Source organism: Halonatronomonas betaini (genome assembly GCF_015666175.1).
Taxonomy (GTDB): Bacteria; Bacillota; Halanaerobiia; order Halanaerobiales; family Halarsenatibacteraceae; genus Halonatronomonas; species Halonatronomonas betaini.
In genome coordinates, this window is sequence record NZ_JADPIE010000004.1 from 1 (window position 1) to 19,680 (window position 19,680).

Genomic DNA, 19,680 nt, shown 5'->3' on the forward strand with positions numbered 1-19,680 from the left:
ACTTATATTATAACCGAGGAGAGAGCATTTGGCTCGTATTATTTTCTTTTTACACCATTATATAGACTTAATCATAACAGGTAACCTTTAAACCTGATTGGTATCATATCTTAGTCAGATTTTTAATTATGTCTGATATAGTTTGTGCTGGTCTATAGGTGTTTAGTTACATAAAAAATCCTCCCCTATAGCAGGGGAGGTGTGATAAAAGATTTAACTGTTACTGGGGTTATTTATTGAATACCAGCTGCATAGATTACGCCCATAACATCCAGTTTGATTCCGAAATATCTATAATAATCTGTGGGGACTTCAATAGTAACTACATTGCCATCTATATCTAATTGATCATAATCAAATTGATGATCGAAGAAATGAGGATCAGGTCTTTCATTAGGCAATTCGCCTTCTGCAAACCCCTGGACCTTTACAACTTCATCAACGTCATCAACCTGGAGAGTCCAATCATCTTTATCTATTGTCATTTCGATTGTAACATAATCAGGATCGTCACTTTCAATGATTTCTATTGTTCCCATTTCTACTGTTGCATTAACAAAGATAGTTTGTTCGGCAGGACCTTCGGTGTCGTAATAATACCACCAGCCTTCACCAAATTCACCAGCAGTGTCTCCACCCCAGGCTGTGGCTCTATCGAGTTCAAATAGAGCTGGACTGGCAGGGTCACTTGTTAGGTCGTAATCTTTACCAGAATGCTCTCTTACAGAGACAACCTGGAAGTCATAAGCTGCAATATCAAATAGTTCATCTTTTAATACCTCATATTGGAATTCATGTCTGCCTGGGCTTGTATGCTCTACCTCGCCAACTTTAGCAAAACCATCATGAGTATAAGGAGTTCTTTTGCGAAGTACATTATATGAGTCTGCATTGTCTACTGCATCCCAGGATACTAAGAAGCCATCTTCATTCTGCTCTACCCGGACGTTTTCTGGTGAGGCAGGTTCTGCCTTCCAGTCAACACCTACATTAAGCTGGGAACCATATAGAGAGATTGGAACTTCTGTTATTTTATCTGGCACTACTCTAACTTGAACCTCTTCTTCTACTGAACCATGGCCTTCCCAGGATATGACCATTGTATAATAAGCAGGGAATAGGTCTTCTATTATAAGGTTCTGGTCATTTACATCATAATCAAAATCCATTTCTCCTAATACTGTCTCGCCATCTAGATCCAATAATTGTACATTTACTTCTTCGATTAGTTCACCACCGGTTTCTTCAGATGGGAACTGATCTACAGTTATATCTAAGCCACCTTCTACTTGCTGGATCTCTAGACTAACATCTCTTTTCTGACCAGCAATAACCATAGCTTCAGTGTCACCAGTTGCAATAGTTACTCTTTCTTCAGTATTAACATTGTAACCAGTTAAGGTAACTTCTACATCCCAGTTAGATTCTCTTAAGGCTGTGAATGTTACTGAGTAACCATCATCACCGAGATCATCTTCTAGAATATCTGCATCGTCTAAACTAATTGTTTCTGTGTAGTTTAGATTTTCATCTGGCTGATATTCAATATAAAATTCTAATTCAAAATCTTGAAATCTATTAAACAGTAAACTCTGGGCTCCAACTTCTTCCTGCATGTCTATGTCACTCATCACGATTTCCAATTCACCTGTCTCTGAACTTTCAGCAATATCATCAGCAGTATCCTCAACAGCACTATTACCGACCATGTCACAGGCTGCCATTGTAAATGTAAAAACTAAAATAAAGACAAATAACCCAACAAATTTCAAACTTCTTTTTTTCATTTTATTTTCCCTCCCATTTCTTAGTATGTATTTATAATAAGATACTGAATTTAATTATAATAGGACGCTGAAATGATATTGTAAATATTTTTGAAGCTATAATCATGATACAATCAGTCTGTTTTTAATATTAGTTTAAAATGATTTTAGAATAACGGGCGGTCCTATAGACCTGATTATTTTGGTATCTTATTGTTATATCTTGTTTATCTTGATATAATTTATATACTAGGATAGTATAATAAGAGAATCGCACGCCAAGGGGGAGATTATATGGAGGAAGAATTAAAAATTTGTACTTTAGGTAAGTTTGAGCTCAAGAGTAATGATGTTAATATTACTGAAGGTATAAAGTTGGAAAGTAAAAGATGGGAACTTTTTCAGTATCTTGTTACTAATAAACATCGATCAATTTCTCAGGAAGAGATTATTTCAGTACTCGGATTAGATGAGAATAGTGATCCTGTAGGTTCGCTTTCTTCTCTGGTTTATCGTCTCCGAAATACATTAAAGGAAGCAATAGGAAGTCAGGCAGGTGATTATATAAGAAGATCAGGTAATGCTTATACTTTTAATGTTGAAAAAAGCTTCTGGTTGGATATAGATGAATTTGAAAAGGCCTGTGAATTAACCAATAAAGCTATTGAGGATAATTCAGATGATTGGCAGGAATCTTTCGAACAAATTTTAAATCTTTATCAGGGAGATTATTTAGAAGAGGCACATTTATGTGACTGGGTATGGAATGCAAGAAATTATTATTCAAATCAACTTGTTTCAACTTTCAACAAACTTGCTGAGCATCTGACACATCAAAATAAATATGAAGAACTGTGGGATTATTATACTAAAGTTAATCAATTGATAGGATTTGATGAAGATTTAATGTTTGGGATGATAGAAACTTTATTGAGAATGGGTAAGGTTGGATTTGCCCACCAGAAGTTAGAAGAATTAATAGAGTTTTTTGAAGAGAATGATCTCATTATACCTCTCAAAATAAAAGTATTAAAAAGTAAGTTCCCAAAAAATAATAGCGATAATCCTGGGCTTGTTCTTGAGGAAATTAAACAGAGCCTTGAAGAAGAAAAGGCCTATATCTGTCCACCAGAAACTTTTACCGATATATTCAGGTTAGAAATACGGAGAAGTAGTCGTGAAAGCCCCCCTCGTTTTCTGTCATTTTTTCGGATAGATGGCGCCTATGATGAAACAATACTTGAAAAAGTTGGTAATAATTTATTTGAAATGATCACCAAACAGCTTCGATCAGGTGATATAATCTGTCGCTGGAATAATAAACAAATTATAGCTCTGCTCACAGGGCTGGATGAATCTGAAATAGAGAAAGTAATGAAGCGTTTATATAATTCTTTTTATTATCTCTATAATATCCCTGAGGAAATTGAATTAAAAAAATATTTTAGTGAAATTGAAGGGAAATCTAAAAAATAATCCTGAATTTTGTCATTTCATCTCCTGGAACTCCTTCTGCGAAGAATTAAAATTGAGACCTCAACAGCTACTGCTTCATTAGCCTTAACATTTGTGTTTGTTTTGTGGAATATTTTTAAATCTATAGAGGGTTATTAGATTGGTTAATATATATAACATGGGCATTAATGCATGGGGTTTTAAAGATAATAATTTGGTAGATGTCCACGATAAAAATTCAGAATATTTTAAAAAAATAATTGTCCAAAGATGATTTAATGGAGCAAAAAAAAGAAGAGGATAATATTGGTCTGGCTATATACTTTCATTTGATAGAATTAGATTCTGATAATCCTGCTGAGTACAGAATGGATGCTGCCATAATACCATAAAAAAGAGATCAATAGATATAAGTAAAACTAAGTAGAGTAGGAGATAATTTTTGTAAAAATAGATTATAATTTAATTCAAATTAAAAGTGTGTTATAATAAGTCAGTTAATAAGAAATTAATTTGATTAAAATAAGGAATACCATTTAATAGAGGTTGTATTATAAATAAATATATAGGCAAAATCACTGAAAAGTGGTGACGCAAAGCAATGGGTCTAAAGATTTATCTATGATAGCCAGGCTGCAATGAGCAGAGTTTTTATTAAGCTATAGCAGACAATATTGCTATAGTTTTTTTATTTGGACAATTGAGGTGAATAAGATTATCCAATCATTAACTGCTCCTGATCTAGTTGAGTCTATGGACAATGAAAGCAGAAAATTGGGTTATAAAGTTGCATGTCTTACTTCCTCTAAGATGGAATATGGAGTATATAGTAAGATTGGATTTAAAGACATCTTTTATTATTCCAATTATAGCCTGGTTCCATAAGATTAACTGAATAATTTATTTTATATCAATTATGACCAGGATATGACTGAAATATGACTGGAATATGACTGAATAGTTTAAATAATTTAGTATAATATAAATATATATGTATGGATTAAATTGGGAAATGTTTCGCTAGGAGTAGCTGAGGAGTATTGAGCTGAAAAAATGAGGGATCATGGAAAAGGCAAAGTTTATTCATCTAGTCCATCTCTAAAAGGGGGGAGGTGGAATTTTATGAAATCTTTTGCAGTTCTTCTAATTTCCTTAGCGTTTCTGGTTGTTCTTATTGGGGGTTCAGTATTTGCAACTGATCTGGAGATAGCCGATATGAAATTTGTCGAGCTTAATTCTGTTCTCGATTGTCCATTAAATGGTTTTGCGATTATCTATTATCTGGAAGGTGATGGCAGAGAAGAAATTGTAATGCAGATTGAAGCTAACGGCCCCAGGGAAAATGTGGCAGGCTTAACTTTAGAACTCCGTTATGGTGAAGAAAATATTCATCAGTTTGATATTGATGAATATGGCAGGGCAAGATTTGATCTTAAAACAGCCAGGCTTGAGCCTCAGGATTTCCATATCTGGATTATAGATACACCGCAGATGTTTATTGAATTTTATCAGGATCATCCCAATCTACTTGTTGAAGATGGCCATATGTTATCTTTAGAAACTAGTATAGTAATATAAGTGAATAGAATTTTTTAGCTTTTATATTTTAATTGGGGGCTATTATTGAAAAGGGCTGGCTATTAGATTAGTGGCCCTTTAAATTTTTTATTATACAGAATAAATATTTATTAAATTAATTGATTAAGTATGAAGGATAAATTTTTGATCTGGCTAATATATATAGTATACTTCACTAAATACGATTAAATTATTATAAGAGTTATACAAAATACGCTCATTAGATTAAGGGAAATAGAGAGATATAGGAGGTGAATTTAAAGTTATTAGGGTGTGATTCATTAATAGAATTATAAAAAATAGGGGGTATAAAAATGAAGAGTTATTTAAAGGGTTTTAGATTGAATAAGCAGATAGTTACTTCCCTGGTCCTGGCTGTGGTTTTAGTGCTGGCAGTTAGTTATGTGGCCCTGGCAGATGCCCATCATGTTTTAAGGACAAGGGCCAGGAATGGTATGGATATTAATACCCTTGATCCTGCCCATATGATTGGTAATGAAGAGGATAATATTGGCCTGGCTATATACTCCCGTTTGATAGAATTGGACCCTGATAATCCTGCTGAGTACAGAATGGATGCTGCCGAAGTCTTTGAAATGAATGAAGCTGGAACAGAGATTTATTTTGAATTGAAACAGGGCATCCAGTTCCATGGTGGCTATGGTGAATTGACTGCTGAAGATGTTAAATTTTCATATGAAAGATTGGTTGATCCTGCAGTTGAGGCAGCTTATGCTGATGACTTTGCCACTTTAGATAGAGTTGAAGTAATTGATGATTATAGTGGAAGAATAATTTTATCAGATGTTTTTCCAGGGATTATGACCAGAACTTTGCCCCTTTTAAGAGGAAGTATTTTAAGTAAAGATGCTTTTGAAGAGATTGGTGCTGAAATGTTTGCCACCAATCCAATCGGTTCTGGGCCATACATGTTTGAAGAATGGCAGCCTGGTGAAAAAATAATTCTTACGAGAAATGATGATTATTACCGTGATTTACCGGATTTTGAAAGAGTTGAAATTTACCCGATAGTTGAAGAAGAAGCTGCTGAAGTAGCTTTTGATGTCGGTGAATTAAATGAGACTAGAATTTCTCTGGATTCTATTGATAGATATGAAAATGAAGATGATGTTATCGTTCATGAATTGGATATGCTAAGATTTATCTGGATAGGATTTAATCATCAACAACCGCCTTTTGATGATATTAGAGTTCGAGAAGCTATGAGATATGCAATCGATGTAGATGAAATAATTGAAGGTGCCTTCAGAGGCGCAACTGAAAGGGCCAATACTATTCTTCCTCCAGGGATCTTAGGCCACTGGGCAGATGCTCCTGCTTATCAGCAAGATACAGCGAGGGCTAGAGAGTTATTAGCAGAAGCTGGATACGAAGACGGTTTTGCAACAAAGATGGCAAGTTATGCTGTATCAACAGAGCTGACTACAGCCCAGATTGCTCAGTATCATTTAACTCAGGTTGGCGTCAGGCCAGATATTGAATTAGTTGAAGGTGGCCAGGCTTATCAGCTATTAAGACAGATTGACAGGCCAGGTATGCATGTTGCCTCCTTTACTTTAAATCCTGACCCAGGTTACTGGACAGAATGGTATACAAATAACCAGATCGGCAGCTGGAACTATATGCACTGGGAAAATGATGAGTTTCAGGAGCTTCATGATATGGCTAATCTTGAACCAGATCGTGATCGGAGAGCAGAACTCTATATTGAGATGCAAGAAATAATGGATGAGGAAGTAGTTTTTATTCCTATATCCTATGATATTGGAGTCCATGCCAGTAGAGATTATATTAACCCAACTTATCTCTATCATTACTCACTTTATCAGCATTTCGAGCTAGCAGAGTAAAGGTAGTAGTTAAATTAGAGCTAAAAATAATATAATTCTATTAAAACCTGCTTCGGTTCATGGCCGGGGCAGGTTTATTGAAATGGACTTTAATTTTTTGGTATCAATTCAATTTAAGTTCCTGGTCTAATTTACTGAAATAGGGGGGGGAGGAAGATGTTTTCGTATATAGCCAGAAGAGCTCTTTTGATCTTTATTACTGTACTGGGAGCAATTATACTTTTGTTTATTCTATTTCAATTTATGCCAGGAGATATGGCGACAATTCTTTTAGGTCCAAGAGCTTCAGAGGCATTAATAGAAAGTTATCGAGTTAGAATGGGGCTTGATCAGCCAGTATATATTCAGATTTTCCGTTATTTAAGCAATGTCTTAAGAGGAGATTTAGGAACTGATGTTTTAAATCATCTGCCAGTTAGTAGTTTGATTTTGAATGTTTTACCTAACACGATAATATTAGCTTTTTCTGCTATTTTTATGGCCTGCCTGATAGGAATACCTTTAGGGGTCTTTTCCGCTTCTAATCAGGGGTCGTTTTTTGATTTTTTGACTGGGCTTTTATCAATTTCAATGATCACAATCCCCCATTTTCTGGCAGGAATTTTATTATTATTGATCTTTGCTGTTTATCTTGGCTGGTTTCCAGCAATGGGAGCTGGGCAGTCAGGTGATATCTTTAATCAGCTCTATCACCTTGTTCTGCCAGCAACAGCTCTAGGGCTTGGCTGGGTAGGCTATATCGCCAGGTTAACCAGAGCTACAGTTTTAGAAGAACTAAGAGCTGATTATGTCAGGACAGCTCGATCTAAAGGTTTACAGGAAAAAGTTGTACTTTATAAACATGTCCTCCGCTGCTCAATTATTCCAGTAATTGCAGTAATAGGTGTTGGTTTTGGCAACCTGATGGGTGGTGCTGTATTAATAGAAATAGTTTTCCATCGCCCTGGGCTTGGTTATATGATTTATAGAGCAATTGCAACAAGAAACTTCCCTGTTCTCCAGGGAGGGTTAATAGTTGCTATTTTTCTTTATGCCCTGGCTAATTTTGCAGCTGATCTCTCTTATGTCTTTATAGACCCCAGAGTCAGGGGTGAATAATAATGACCAGTGAAAAAGCATTAGAGTTAGAAAAGCGAAAGAAGAGGAAATCAAAATTAAAAAAGATCATGACTAGACCCTCCGGTCTTATAGGTTCAGTTATGGTTATATTAATATTACTGGCAGCTATCTTTGCCCCATTTATTGCTCCAAGGGATCCTTTGCAGATAAATGTTATGAATCGGTTTGAAGGACCTGGACGAGAGTTCAGGCTAGGAACAGATGATATTGGCAGAGATTTATTAAGTAGAATCATTTATGGATCACGGATAGCATTATCAGTTGCTATTCCAGCAATTATTTTTGGAGTTGTTATAGGCTTGATACTGGGCATAACAGCTGGTTATAGCTCTGAAAAGGTAGATAGCTCTCTGATAGTCTTCTTTGATATCCTGAGATCCATGCCAGCATTAATTTTTGCAATTGTTATTTTAACCATGTTAGGCCCCAGTATTTATGTTCTGCCTGTAATCATGGGAGTTACAAGAGTTCCAATTTATGGCCGGTTAATCCGGGCTTCAACTTTAAGAGTTAAATATAATGAATATGTTGTGGCATCCCAGGCCCTTGGAGGCTCAAAAGCCAGGACAATGTTTAAACATATTCTGCCAAATGTTGCTGCTCCACTTTTTATTCAGGCTGCCATGGACATACCTGTCATGATAACATTTGAAGCTGGCCTCAGTTTTCTAGGTCTCGGCGTGCCACCACCTGCCCCTAGTTGGGGCCATATTTTAAGAACAGGTTATCTAAATGTCAGACATGCTCCCCATATAGTAATCTATGGAGGGCTGGCACTTATAGTTGCAACTCTCGGCTTTACTTTACTCGGTGAGACTCTAAGGGATGTATTTGATCCAAGGTTGCAGAGAAAAGGAGAATCTTAATTGGGGAGGTGTTAGATGATGAAAAATAACTGCTATGGCTGCTGTACCCATCTTCTTTCCAGAGGGGAATTAGATCAGATACACAATCTCAGTCTTAAAATTCTTGCTGAAATAGGTATTAAAATAGAAGATAAGATATTAATCGATAGTTTAAAAGAAAGTGGTTGCCAGGATAAAGGTGACAGATTATTACTTCCAGTAGAATTTATTGAAGATATCCTTAAAAAACAGGAAAAATCCCATGAGGACAATAATTATTCAGGATTAAAATTTAAAAATCCCCTTACTGGAGATGAGAAAAAATTTAGAACAGGCAGGGTCTATAGCCAGCCCTTTGGAACTGTTGCCAGTATATTAGATTTAAATAGCAATAAGCCTAGAAAGGTTACTGAAAGGGATTTAATAGAGTTTATTCAACTTCAAAACCGATTGGAGAATATAGATTTTACTGGGCCATCGGTTATTCCTGAAGAATATCCTGCCAGGCTTAGAGAGCTAAGAATGGCTGAAATCTCTCTCCGTTATAGCCAAAAAACCTTTGGAGGTGTTGCTGTATCAAGGAGTTCTGAAGTTGATTATATAATAGAATTATATAAGATAATTCAGGATAATCAGCCTGAGCCAATAGGAGGTCTCGGGATTTCACCTGAAAGCCCATTATCATACCCCGGGGAGATTACTGATATAATAAGCAAAGTGGCCATGGCCGGAATCCCTATCAAGGTTCTGGTAGCACCAATTGCCGGATTAACAGCACCATTGACTATTGCTGGTTCCCTGGCCCAGATGAATGCAAGTATGTTAGCCTTTACTGCAATTGCTAATCTTTATAATCCAGATGCTATACTTTTTTTCTGTTCCAGAATCTCTTTTCCGAATATGATGAAAGGTTATTCTATCTGGGGCTTACCAGAAATTGGACTGGCCAGTACAGCCGCTGTTCAACTGGCTAAATACTATGGCTTCTTTTCAACTGTTTATGGTATCTCTTCAACCTCCTGTGCCATTGATATTCAGGCCGGTTATGAGAAGGCTATAAATGCTTTGCTGCCGGCTTTAGCAGGGGCCAATATTTTATCTGGTGCCGGGAGCCTGGCCAGTAATACGCTGGCTTCAAAGGAACAGCTAGTTATTGATAATGAAATAATGACACTGGTTAAAAGAATTATTGCAAGGTATGATATTAATGAAGATACTTTAGGTTTTGAGATGCTTGAACGCTCAATCGATAATGGTAGTTTTATATCAGATAAGCATACTGTTAAGCATCTTAGAGATGGTGAAATATATCATACTAAACTTGGCTTTGATAGCTTCTGGCATGAATGGCAGGAGTCAGGCTTTCTTGAGATAGCAGAAAAAGCCACTACCAGAATTAAAGAAATACGTAATGAAGAGCCAGAAGATCTCCTGAATTATGAACAGCAGAAGGCATTTGCTAAAGTGATTAGAAAGGCAGAAGAAAGTTTGTTATAAACTTATAATTTATATCTTATAAATTGATTTTCACATGGTGGGCCACCAGCATACCAGAGCTCTTTTCTGGCAGGTTCTATTATCCAGGCTGCTCTGGTTAAAAATTTATCGCTATATTTAGATCTTTTATCACTATGTCTGCAGATTGAGTGGGGGTAATTGAGATGGTCTTTTAAGAATCTCTGGGCTGTAACCATTGAGATTCTGCCGGAATTTTCTTTTAAGAACTTATTCATCCTATTATCTCTAATGATAGATGAGGCCTTTCTTCGGTATTTTTCAAGGTTTTCAGGCTCCGGTTCCTGCCTGGCAAAACGGGGAGTTAAATAATGGTTGCCATGACTTAAATAATCAGCGGAATAGTTAATTTCAATATCATTAGGTGTGGCTTCAATATGGTAAATTTCATCTCCATCTGACAGGAATAGACTAAAGCAGCCTGCTCGATTGGCTTTCATTACAGCAGTTAAAGCATCGCCTATTGTTTTTTGCCGTAGAATTTCCTCTATAATAATATAGGTCGGGACACCTTTTTTGATTTTTAGTCTCGGGACTGAATTCCAGCAAATTGCAATACCAGCAGAATTTAAACCTGCAGCAGCTAGCATTCCTGGGTAGGTATACGAGATGATATCAGGGCCCTGAGTAGCTCTTCTTATTAATAAAAAGTCATTGAAGTTATCTTCCCATTCTAAAAAATTATCCCAGGTCTGACCGATTACCGCCTTGTTCTGATAGGTTGAGTTGCCAGTTGCTGCAAAGGATGTACAGTTGCCTTTATTATTAAAAATATTGCGCTCTTCATTTAAAGAAATCATTAGAATATCATGATAATTTACCTGGGCACCAGTGGCAATCGCCTTTAGTTCCGCCTCGATTTCTGGAGAGTATTTAGTAATATAAGGTAAGAATCTGCTTGCGATATTCCTGGTTTCTTTGATACTAAAGCCATTACGTTGATTAAAATTATGGAAGAAGCTTATAGCTTGTTTGATTTCCTTGTGAGCTAATTTGCCATATTTATGGCCTCTTTCTGTTGGTCCACCTCTGATTTCTAAGAAATTGGTATGGGGTCCAGGGCTTTGAGTAGTCATTGTTACAGGCCTCCTTAATAATATGTCTTCCTATTATTAATCAATATAAAATTTAATCTGGAGCGGACAACGGGATTTGAACCCGTGGCCTCTGGCTTGGGAAGCCAGCGCTCTACCAGCTGAGCTATGTCCGCCTGGTTTTATTTATTAATATTAAATTTAGCTTATAAATATATTATATCATAGCTTTAAGATATTTTAACCTGTAAAAACTAATAAGTTAACCTAAAATATGTTATGATTATTATATAATCAAATTTATGATAATTAAAGTAATGATTATCTTAAATTTTTATGAGAGGTAGGATATTATGGCTAAAGATAAGCTCCAGCTCTATTATAAATTATATGATTTGAGCCGTCAGCAACGGGAAGAAATACTGACTGGCACGATTGATAATGTTCTTGATATTATCAGACAGAAGAGTGAGTTAGTCCTTGAGCTAGAAGAGGTAGATCTTGAAGAAGAGATAAGGTCTCATAAGGATCCCCAGGGTACTTTAATTGAGATGCAGAATCTATTAAAGAGATTAACTGAACTGGAGCAAGAAAATACCGAATTATTAAAAGATATGGCTCCTGATCTGGAGAATAAGGTTAAGAAGATTAAACAGGAGTATAATAACGCCAGTGATGCTTATAAGAAGGATGATAGGAATAAGTCTGGTGGTAATAATATTGATCAGCGGAGTTAATCTTAGAAAAATTTAATGTTTTATTAATGGAGGGGTTGGAAATTGGATTGTGATTTTGTAACTGCAATTAATTGTATGGATGGGCGGGTTCAGGAGCCTGTACTTGATTATTTAAAAGGAAGATGTGATGTTAATAATGTTGATATGATAACTGTTCCTGGCCCAAGTAGGGTCTTGACTGATGCTGATTTTATACAGGTGGCAGAGTTTATCAGAGATAGAGTTGCTATCTCAGTTAATATTCATGGCTCACATCTAATTGCCTTGATTGGTCATCATGACTGTGCTGGAAATCCTATACCTAGAAATGAACAGCTTGAAGAAATTATTGATGCAGTAGAACTGATTAAAGGATGGGAATTTGAGACTGAAGTTTTAGGTCTCTGGGTTAATAGTAAGTTCCAGGTAGAAGTTGTTGTTTGACTTTAATTGCATTATATAATTACATAAAGATAATTAATATGTTTTACCTAAAGTTCAATCTATAGTTTTTTAATGTTATATATTTTTTTTTTAGTCAGCTATTAAATATAGCTGGCTTTTTTATTTGAATTTATTTTAATATACTTTCTGGTCATATGCCAGTCATAACCTGGTCATGTTTTAGTCATATTCTACTCATATTTTACTTAGAATTGAAATGTTGCAAATATTTAGTTGACTAAATTGTTTTTCCGTGCTAAGATATCCTCATAATAACTAACAAAGGGAGTTGAGGGGAATGTTTAAAAAGAAGGGTCTAATTATTTTGAGTCTGGTGCTTCTTATTTTACTGGCCGGTAATTACAATGTTAGTGCCTATCACCCCTATGATCAGGACACAATTATGATTTATTTTTACAGAATTGGAGTCATTGAAGATTGGGAGATGGACCCTCTGACTGAGCTGGAATGGGAGGATTTCGAAGAAATCTTTACTGCTGCTTTACCAGGTCATGAATTTAATGAAGAGCTAGTGACTTCCACTTATTTAGATAATGTTCAGTTAATTGCTCAGATCATCAATGCTGTAGATCAGGAAGAGTTTATTTATACTTTCAGTGACAATTTAAATAGGGAACAGAAAATCCTTGCAACTGCAGATATTCTTGAATTAAATTTTTATCATGATGGCCCCAGACCAGTCTTAGTTGATGCTTTAAATATGTTGCTAAAAGCCAGGGTAGATTTAGGGTTATATATTCCATATTTAGGCCATATCAATGATTATGATATTTATCAGGCAAGCCGTCTAAAAAGAGAATCTATCAATAAAGATGATTTTCAGAATGCTGTCCCAGAATTATTTGAAGTCGGTGTTAAAGGTTTAGATACCATACCTGGTGGCACCTTTACCGGGTACAATATAAAAGACTATAATGAAAATCCATTATTTGATCCTGAATTTAAGATCAGATACGATCACGGTAATATGGGGCATCTACTCCAGATGGTTTCTCTTTTAAGAAGAGATAATTTCTATGTTGACTGGGATGTTAAAGGCAGAATTTCATCCTATGTTCATCATATTGATCAATGGGGGGAGCCTTCTCCTGAATCTATAATAGCAGAGATCGATGATAACAGAGTTGTTGTTGGTTCTGCTTCTTATGATATCTTGATTGAATTTCCAAATTTGAGTCAGATGGAGAGATTTAAGGTTTTAGTAGATGATTTTGCCAGAAGAAAACAGGAAGATACAAGTGGTTTGATAAGATCACCATATTATGCTCCTGTTTATGGAACTATCACATCTCTACCAGGATATGAAGAGGTTATTGGTGTTAGAGTAAATCATGGCCATTATTATCTCCAGTCTTATGTTTTAGTTGAATATGCTGAGCAGGTTGTAGAAGAACTTGAGAGAATTACTGAAGAGTTAGCTGGTGACTTTACAATTGAGACTGAAACCTATTATGTCAATCCAGAGTTTGTTAACTATTTAAGAGACAATCTCACTGATTAAGCTAAATTTTAGAATTGGATTAAGTCTTTTATTTCAGGGCCCTACAAGAGGGCCCTTTTTTAAATTTTTAACTTTTGTGACTTTTATTTTTATGAACTATATAGTATAATTAATCTAGTGAAAGATTTAATAAAGTCAACGATAATAGTAAAGATTAGATTTATATTTATTGTTCTAATCTTAAAATCTTAATAGGAGGAGGTGAAATATATGCCTGTAAAACAGGAACTTAATTGGTATAAGATTATTCCAGAGATTGATAAAATTGTGGAAAAGAATGATTTCAAAGAAGAGGAGTTATTGGAGATTCTTCATAGCACTCAGGAATTTATAGGCTATATTCCTCTGGAAGCTCAGGAAAGAATTGCAAAAAAGCTTAAAGTATCACCGGCAAGGGTTAAAAGTGTTATTTCTTTTTATAATCATTTTACTGATCAGCCCCGGGGCAAATTTGAAATAGCTTTCTGTAAAGGAACAGCCTGTTATGTTAAGGGTTCTGAAAAAATAATTGATAGAATAAAAAATGAATTTAATCTAGAGGCCGGTGAAACTACTGAAGATGGACTTCTGTCATTAGAAGTGGTTCGTTGTCTTGGAGCCTGTGGACTTGCTCCAGTTATGACAATTAATGGTGAAGCATATGGCTTACTTAATCCAGAAAAGGCTGTAAGAATTATTGAGCATAAGATTCAAAAGGCGAGCATTGAGGAGGTGCAGATGAAATAATGGCAAGATTTAATAATGTAGATGAAATTCAATTCTATAGAGATAGCCTCAAAAGTGAAAGTGAAAACAACCTCGATACTGAAATTGTTGTTGGTCTTGGCACCTGTGGAATAGCATCTGGTGCTAAAGATACTCTAGAAGCCATTAAGAAAGAGTTGGAATGGAAAAATATCAAGGATATTAAAATATCTCAGACAGGCTGTATGGGGTATTGTGTAGGAGAGCCTCTGGTTGAAATAAGGCAGGGCGATTCAAAAGTATTATATGAGAATATAAAAGATTTCAAAGTAGAAGAATTGCTCCAGCAGCATTTAATCGAGGGAAATATAGTTGAACGCTGGCAGGTAGATGAAGATTTAGATTTTTTCAAGGCCCAGGAAAGAATAGTATTAAAGAATTGTGGATTGATTGATCCAGAAAGTATTGATGATGCAATTAGCAACGGAGCTTATCGAGGCCTTGCCAAAGCAATTAAGGAGATGGACCAGGAAGACATAGTAAATGAAATAACTGTATCAAAGCTCAGAGGGCGGGGTGGAGGCGGTTTTCCAACTGGTATGAAGTGGAAATTCGCATTAGACAGTCCAGGCGAAAAGAAATATGTTGTCTGTAATGCAGATGAAGGTGATCCTGGAGCCTTTATGGATAGAAGTATTCTAGAAGGGGACCCCCACCGTTTGATTGAAGGCATGATTATTGCCGGCTATGCCATTGGAGCTAATTATGGATATGTTTACTGTAGAGCAGAATATCCTCTGGCAATTAGTAGATTGAGAAAAGCTATTAAAGATGCTGAAGATTACGGAATTTTAGGAGAAAATATTCTTGGTTCAGGGTTTGATTTTAATCTGGATATCAGGTTAGGTGCTGGTGCTTTTGTCTGTGGCGAAGAAACAGCTTTACTGGCATCACTGGAAGGTCATAGAGGCGAGCCTAAGCCGCGGCCACCTTATCCTCCACAGAAAGGATATAAGGGTTACCCAACTGTAATTAATAATGTTGAAACCCTGGCTAATATTCCAGATATAATTGATAAAGGCAGGCACTGGTTTAAAAATATCGGAACTGAAGATAGCCCGGGGACTAAAGTTTTTGCTCTGGCCGGTAAAGTTAGAAATAATGGTCTGGTAGAAGTTCCAATGGGAACAAAATTAGGTGATATTGTCTTTGACATCGGTGGCGGTCTAATCAATGATGGTAAATTCAAGGCTGCCCAGACTGGAGGGCCTTCTGGCGGTTGTATTCCGATTGAGCATTTAAATGTTCCTATTGATTATGATTCATTAAAAGAACTTGGAACTATCATGGGTTCTGGTGGATTAATTGTTATGGACCAGCAGGATTGTATGGTCGATCTGGCTAAATATTTTATAGATTTCTGTAAAGATGAATCCTGCGGGAAATGCACACCCTGTAGAATTGGTACAACTAGAATGCTAGAAATACTTGATAAGATAACAAAGGGAGAAGGAGAGCAGAAAGATTTAGATCTTTTATTAGATATGGGAGAAAAGGTTCAGGATTCTTCTTTCTGTGGCCTGGGTCAGACTGCCCCAAATCCAGTTGTTAGTACTGCCAGGTATTTTATGGACGAATATAAAGCCCATATTGAAGATAATTACTGTGAATCTTCAAGATGTGCCTCAATGTTTGATTCGCCATGTCAGAACTCCTGTCCTGCTAATGTTGATGTTCCTAAATATATTGATCTAGTAAGACAGGGGCGCTATAAAGAAGCCTATAAGGAAATACAGCGAGAAAATCCACTTGTTCTTGTCTGTGGCAGAGTCTGTTACAATCTCTGTGAGCCATCATGTAACCGCCGTTCCCTGGATGAAGGGCTTGCTATTCGAGAATTAAAAAGGTTTATTAGTGATATAGTGCCTAAAATCGAAGGTGGTTATCCGATTCCAAAGATTAAAGAAGACAAGAATGAGCAGGTAGCAGTTATCGGCTCAGGTCCAGCAGGTTTAACAGCTGCATTCTATTTACGAAAACAGGGTTATCAGGTAAAAATCTTTGAATCTAATTCAGTTTTAGGAGGACTTTTAGCAGTAGGTATTCCTGAATTTAGACTTCCTCAGGATAAACTAAATGAAGAAATAACTGTCTTAACAACAATGGGAGTAGATGTTGAGATTGAAAGTGAACTCGGCAGAGACTTTAACTTTGATGATCTTAAAAAACAGGGCTATAAAGCAGTTTATCTGGCATTAGGAACCCATAATGACCTTGATATTGGAATAGAAGGCGAGGAATTAGATGGCGTTTATAATGCTATAGAGCTTCTTAAAAAGATTAATCTGGAACAGGGCATAGATATGGAAGGCAAGAAAATAGCTGTTGTTGGTGGAGGAAATGCAGCTATAGATGTTGCCAGAAATGCTGTTAGGATGGGCGCTGACGAGGTTAATATTGTATATCGCCGGAGAGAAGAAGAAATGCCAGCCCACGGTGAAGAAGTTGAAGAGGCCAAATATGAAAAGGTTAATATGCATACCCAGGTAAATCCAGTCAGAATAGATGGTGAGGATGGAAAAGTTGTTGGCCTGGAATGTGTACAAATTGAAGAGGGTGACTTTGATCAATCAGGTCGGAGGAGGCCTCAGGCAATAGAAGGTTCTAACTTTATGCTGGATGTAGATATAGTTGTAATGGCAATCGGTCAGAATGTCGATGATAAATTTAATGCTGGCGATATAAAAATTAAGATGACTGACAATAATATGATAGAAGTTAATGAAAATAAACAGACAAATATTCCCTGGATATTTGCAGGTGGTGATTGTATTACTGGACCATCAACTGTTGTAGAATCAGTTAAACAGGGTAAGGACGTGGCAAGAGAAATTGATATTTATTTAGGTGGAGATGGTGATATTGTTTCTCCAAGTGAAATAGAAAGAGAACTAAGCGGAGAAATTAAAGAAGAAGAAAAACCACAGGTTAAAATGCCTAAGATCCTGCTATCTCAGAGAATAAAAAGCTTTAAAGAAATAGAGAAAGGTTATTCTGAAGAACAGGCCCAGGAAGAGGCTGCAAGGTGTTTACGCTGTGATGTTGAGATTAAATAGAAAGGAGGCAGACGATGTCTAATAATACCGAAAAAGTTGATACTATAAATATCTGGGTTGATGAAGAAAAATATGAAACCAGATCTGACCAGACTGTATTAGAGTTTTTAAGAGAGATTGAAAGAGATATACCGACTTTGTGTCATTTAAAGGGTATAAGTACAACAGGATCCTGCAGGATCTGTCTTGTAGAAGATCAGGGAAGTGGCAAATTGGTTGCTGCCTGTAACACCCCTATTACTGACGGTATGAGAATAGAAACAAACAATAGGCGGGTACGGGAAACCAGAATTATGAATCTAGAATTATTGCTATCAGATCATGAGGTTGACTGCCCCAGTTGTATAAAGAATAGGGATTGTGAATTGCGGAAGATAACTGAAGATATGGGGATTAGAGAAGTTAGTTTTCCAGGTAAAAAAAATGAATTTAAAAAAGATACCTCATCAGTTTCTTTAAAAAGGGATCCGGCTAAATGTATTAATTGTGGGCGTTGCATAAATGTATGCCATGATGTTCAAACAGTCAATGTTCTTGAAGCAGAGGGTAGAGGCTTTTCTACCAGGATCGGACCAGTTTTTTATAATGAACTGGCAAATAGTGCCTGTGTTATGTGTGGACAATGTGCAGCAGCCTGTCCTACAGGAGCTATAACAGAAAAAGAAAATATTTCTGATGTCTGGGGAGCCTTGAATGATCCCAAAAAACATGTAATTGTCCAGACAGCTCCAGCAGTTAGGGTTGCCTTAGCTGAAGAGTTTGACAGAGAACCTGGAACTGCAGCTACCGGGCAGATGGTAACAGCCTTGAGAAAGATGGGGTTTAATAGTGTCTTTGATACCCAGTTTACTGCGGATCTGACAATTATGGAAGAAGGAACTGAGTTAATAAATCGGATAAAGAATAATGGCGACCTGCCTCTTTTTACATCTTGTAGTCCAGGCTGGATTAATTTTATTGAAACATTTTATCCAGAATATTTAAAGCATCTTTCCAGCTGTAAATCTCCTCAGCAGATGTTTGGAGCGCTGGCTAACTCATATTATCTGGAAAAGAATGATTTATCTCCAGAAGAACTTGTTGTTGTCTCTGTTATGCCCTGTACAGCTAAAAAGTATGAGGCAAACCGGCCTGAGATGATAGGTGATGTTGATTATGTGTTAACAACCAGAGAATTAGGTCAGATGATAAAACAGATGGGGATTGACCTTTTTGATCTGCCTGAAAGTGATTATGATAAGATGATGGGAAGTTCAACTGGAGCAGCTGCAATTTTTGGAACAACAGGAGGAGTAATGGAAGCTGCTCTAAGAACAGGTTATGAGTTATTGACTGGAGAGGAATTGCCAGGAATTGATTTTCAGGAGGCTAGAGGTTTAAGTTCAGGAATTAAAGAGGCTGAAGTAGAGATAAATGATCTAAAGTTAAGGGTTGCTGTTGCTCATGGCTTAAGTAATGCCAGAGAACTTTTGGAGGCGATGAAGTCAGGCAAAGAATATCATTTTATAGAATTTATGACCTGTCCTGGCGGCTGTATAGGTGGTGGTGGACAGCCAATCTATAGAGAAGATGGTGTGCTTGAGAAAAGGTTGGAAGCAATTTATAATATTGATCGGGAAAAAGAATTAAGAAAGTCTCATGAGAACCCAGAAGTTGAAATACTATATAATGAATATTTAGGTGAACCAGGCAGTAAACTTGCCCATAAGCTTCTCCATACTGAATATTCTTCTCAGAGTATTTATTAGGATTTAGTTTTCTTAAGAGTAGGCATTAAGTATGAGTTTTTATTAGAAGAAGTTTTTATATAATCTATTAATTATTTCTGTCAGGTATCATTTTGCTGCAATCCTTGCAGTAATGGTGTTACCTGACTTTTTTGTTTTTATTAAGCTAATTTTAAATTTTAAGACTTTTAAATTCACCCTTGACATCCTGATCTATTAATATTACACTTTATCAGGCCATGAAGAAATATGGCAAAAATCAATAGAGAAATGGATAAAAAATAAGTA

At 36.3% G+C, this 19,680-nt stretch carries 15 protein-coding genes, 1 tRNA gene and 1 riboswitch; of the genes, 13 read left to right on the forward strand and 3 right to left on the reverse strand.

Annotated elements, in window-relative coordinates:
- Positions 1 to 233: 233 nt before the first annotated feature.
- Positions 234 to 1,787 (reverse strand): hypothetical protein, encoded by a 1,554-nt coding sequence (locus I0Q91_RS07525; RefSeq protein WP_270453839.1) that lies wholly within the window; start codon positions 1,785 to 1,787, stop codon positions 234 to 236.
- A gap of 273 nt (positions 1,788 to 2,060) precedes the next feature.
- On the opposite strand from I0Q91_RS07525, the gene I0Q91_RS07530 reads away from it, so the two are divergent.
- From I0Q91_RS07530 to I0Q91_RS07560, 7 genes are all read left to right on the forward strand, one after another.
- On the forward strand, positions 2,061 to 3,242 hold the full coding sequence (locus tag I0Q91_RS07530; protein ID WP_270453840.1) for a BTAD domain-containing putative transcriptional regulator: 1,182 nt from the start codon (positions 2,061 to 2,063) through the stop codon (positions 3,240 to 3,242).
- Between the two features lie 537 nt (positions 3,243 to 3,779).
- Positions 3,780 to 3,862, forward strand: a riboswitch (cyclic di-GMP riboswitch).
- A gap of 64 nt (positions 3,863 to 3,926) precedes the next feature.
- On the forward strand, positions 3,927 to 4,106 hold the full coding sequence (locus tag I0Q91_RS07535; RefSeq protein WP_270453841.1) for a hypothetical protein: 180 nt from the start codon (positions 3,927 to 3,929) through the stop codon (positions 4,104 to 4,106).
- Between the two features lie 237 nt (positions 4,107 to 4,343).
- Complete coding sequence (locus tag I0Q91_RS07540) at positions 4,344 to 4,799, forward strand: hypothetical protein (protein ID WP_270453842.1); 456 nt, start codon at positions 4,344 to 4,346, stop codon at positions 4,797 to 4,799.
- Between the two features lie 314 nt (positions 4,800 to 5,113).
- The gene (locus I0Q91_RS07545) at positions 5,114 to 6,670 is read left to right on the forward strand and encodes an ABC transporter substrate-binding protein (RefSeq protein WP_270453843.1); all 1,557 of its coding nucleotides are present in this window, start codon (positions 5,114 to 5,116) and stop codon (positions 6,668 to 6,670) included.
- 156 nt (positions 6,671 to 6,826) lie between these two features.
- Complete coding sequence (locus I0Q91_RS07550; RefSeq protein ID WP_270453844.1) at positions 6,827 to 7,768, forward strand: ABC transporter permease; 942 nt, start codon at positions 6,827 to 6,829, stop codon at positions 7,766 to 7,768.
- A 2-nt stretch (positions 7,769 to 7,770) separates the two neighbouring features.
- Positions 7,771 to 8,655, forward strand: a complete 885-nt coding sequence (locus tag I0Q91_RS07555) for an ABC transporter permease (protein WP_270453845.1) — start codon at positions 7,771 to 7,773, stop codon at positions 8,653 to 8,655.
- Positions 8,656 to 8,670: 15 nt separating this feature from the next.
- The gene (locus I0Q91_RS07560) at positions 8,671 to 10,131 is read left to right on the forward strand and encodes a trimethylamine methyltransferase family protein (RefSeq protein WP_270453846.1); all 1,461 of its coding nucleotides are present in this window, start codon (positions 8,671 to 8,673) and stop codon (positions 10,129 to 10,131) included.
- Between the two features lie 2 nt (positions 10,132 to 10,133).
- Here I0Q91_RS07560 and I0Q91_RS07565 read toward each other — a convergent pair whose 3' ends face one another.
- Both I0Q91_RS07565 and I0Q91_RS07570 read right to left on the reverse strand, forming a co-directional pair.
- Positions 10,134 to 11,225: a C45 family autoproteolytic acyltransferase/hydrolase gene (locus I0Q91_RS07565; RefSeq protein WP_270453847.1), complete on the reverse strand. Its 1,092-nt coding sequence runs from the start codon at positions 11,223 to 11,225 to the stop codon at positions 10,134 to 10,136.
- Positions 11,226 to 11,283: 58 nt separating this feature from the next.
- Positions 11,284 to 11,359: transfer RNA gene (locus I0Q91_RS07570), tRNA-Gly, on the reverse strand.
- A gap of 177 nt (positions 11,360 to 11,536) precedes the next feature.
- On the opposite strand from I0Q91_RS07570, the gene I0Q91_RS07575 reads away from it, so the two are divergent.
- From I0Q91_RS07575 to I0Q91_RS07600, 6 genes are all read left to right on the forward strand, one after another.
- Positions 11,537 to 11,920, forward strand: coding sequence for a hypothetical protein (locus I0Q91_RS07575; RefSeq protein ID WP_270453848.1), 384 nt, complete (start codon positions 11,537 to 11,539; stop codon positions 11,918 to 11,920).
- A 42-nt stretch (positions 11,921 to 11,962) separates the two neighbouring features.
- Complete coding sequence (locus I0Q91_RS07580; protein ID WP_270453849.1) at positions 11,963 to 12,343, forward strand: carbonic anhydrase; 381 nt, start codon at positions 11,963 to 11,965, stop codon at positions 12,341 to 12,343.
- Between the two features lie 298 nt (positions 12,344 to 12,641).
- Positions 12,642 to 13,865, forward strand: a complete 1,224-nt coding sequence (locus tag I0Q91_RS07585; RefSeq protein ID WP_270453850.1) for a hypothetical protein — start codon at positions 12,642 to 12,644, stop codon at positions 13,863 to 13,865.
- A 210-nt stretch (positions 13,866 to 14,075) separates the two neighbouring features.
- Positions 14,076 to 14,591: an NADH-quinone oxidoreductase subunit NuoE family protein gene (locus tag I0Q91_RS07590; RefSeq protein ID WP_270453851.1), complete on the forward strand. Its 516-nt coding sequence runs from the start codon at positions 14,076 to 14,078 to the stop codon at positions 14,589 to 14,591.
- A complete protein-coding gene (locus I0Q91_RS07595; RefSeq protein ID WP_270453852.1) occupies positions 14,591 to 17,665 on the forward strand; it encodes an FAD-dependent oxidoreductase in 3,075 nt (1,024 codons plus the stop codon). Before I0Q91_RS07590 ends, I0Q91_RS07595 begins: the two co-directional genes overlap by 1 nt.
- Before the next feature lie 14 nt (positions 17,666 to 17,679).
- A complete protein-coding gene (locus I0Q91_RS07600; RefSeq protein ID WP_270453853.1) occupies positions 17,680 to 19,413 on the forward strand; it encodes an NADH-dependent [FeFe] hydrogenase, group A6 in 1,734 nt (577 codons plus the stop codon).
- Positions 19,414 to 19,680: the final 267 nt, after the last annotated feature.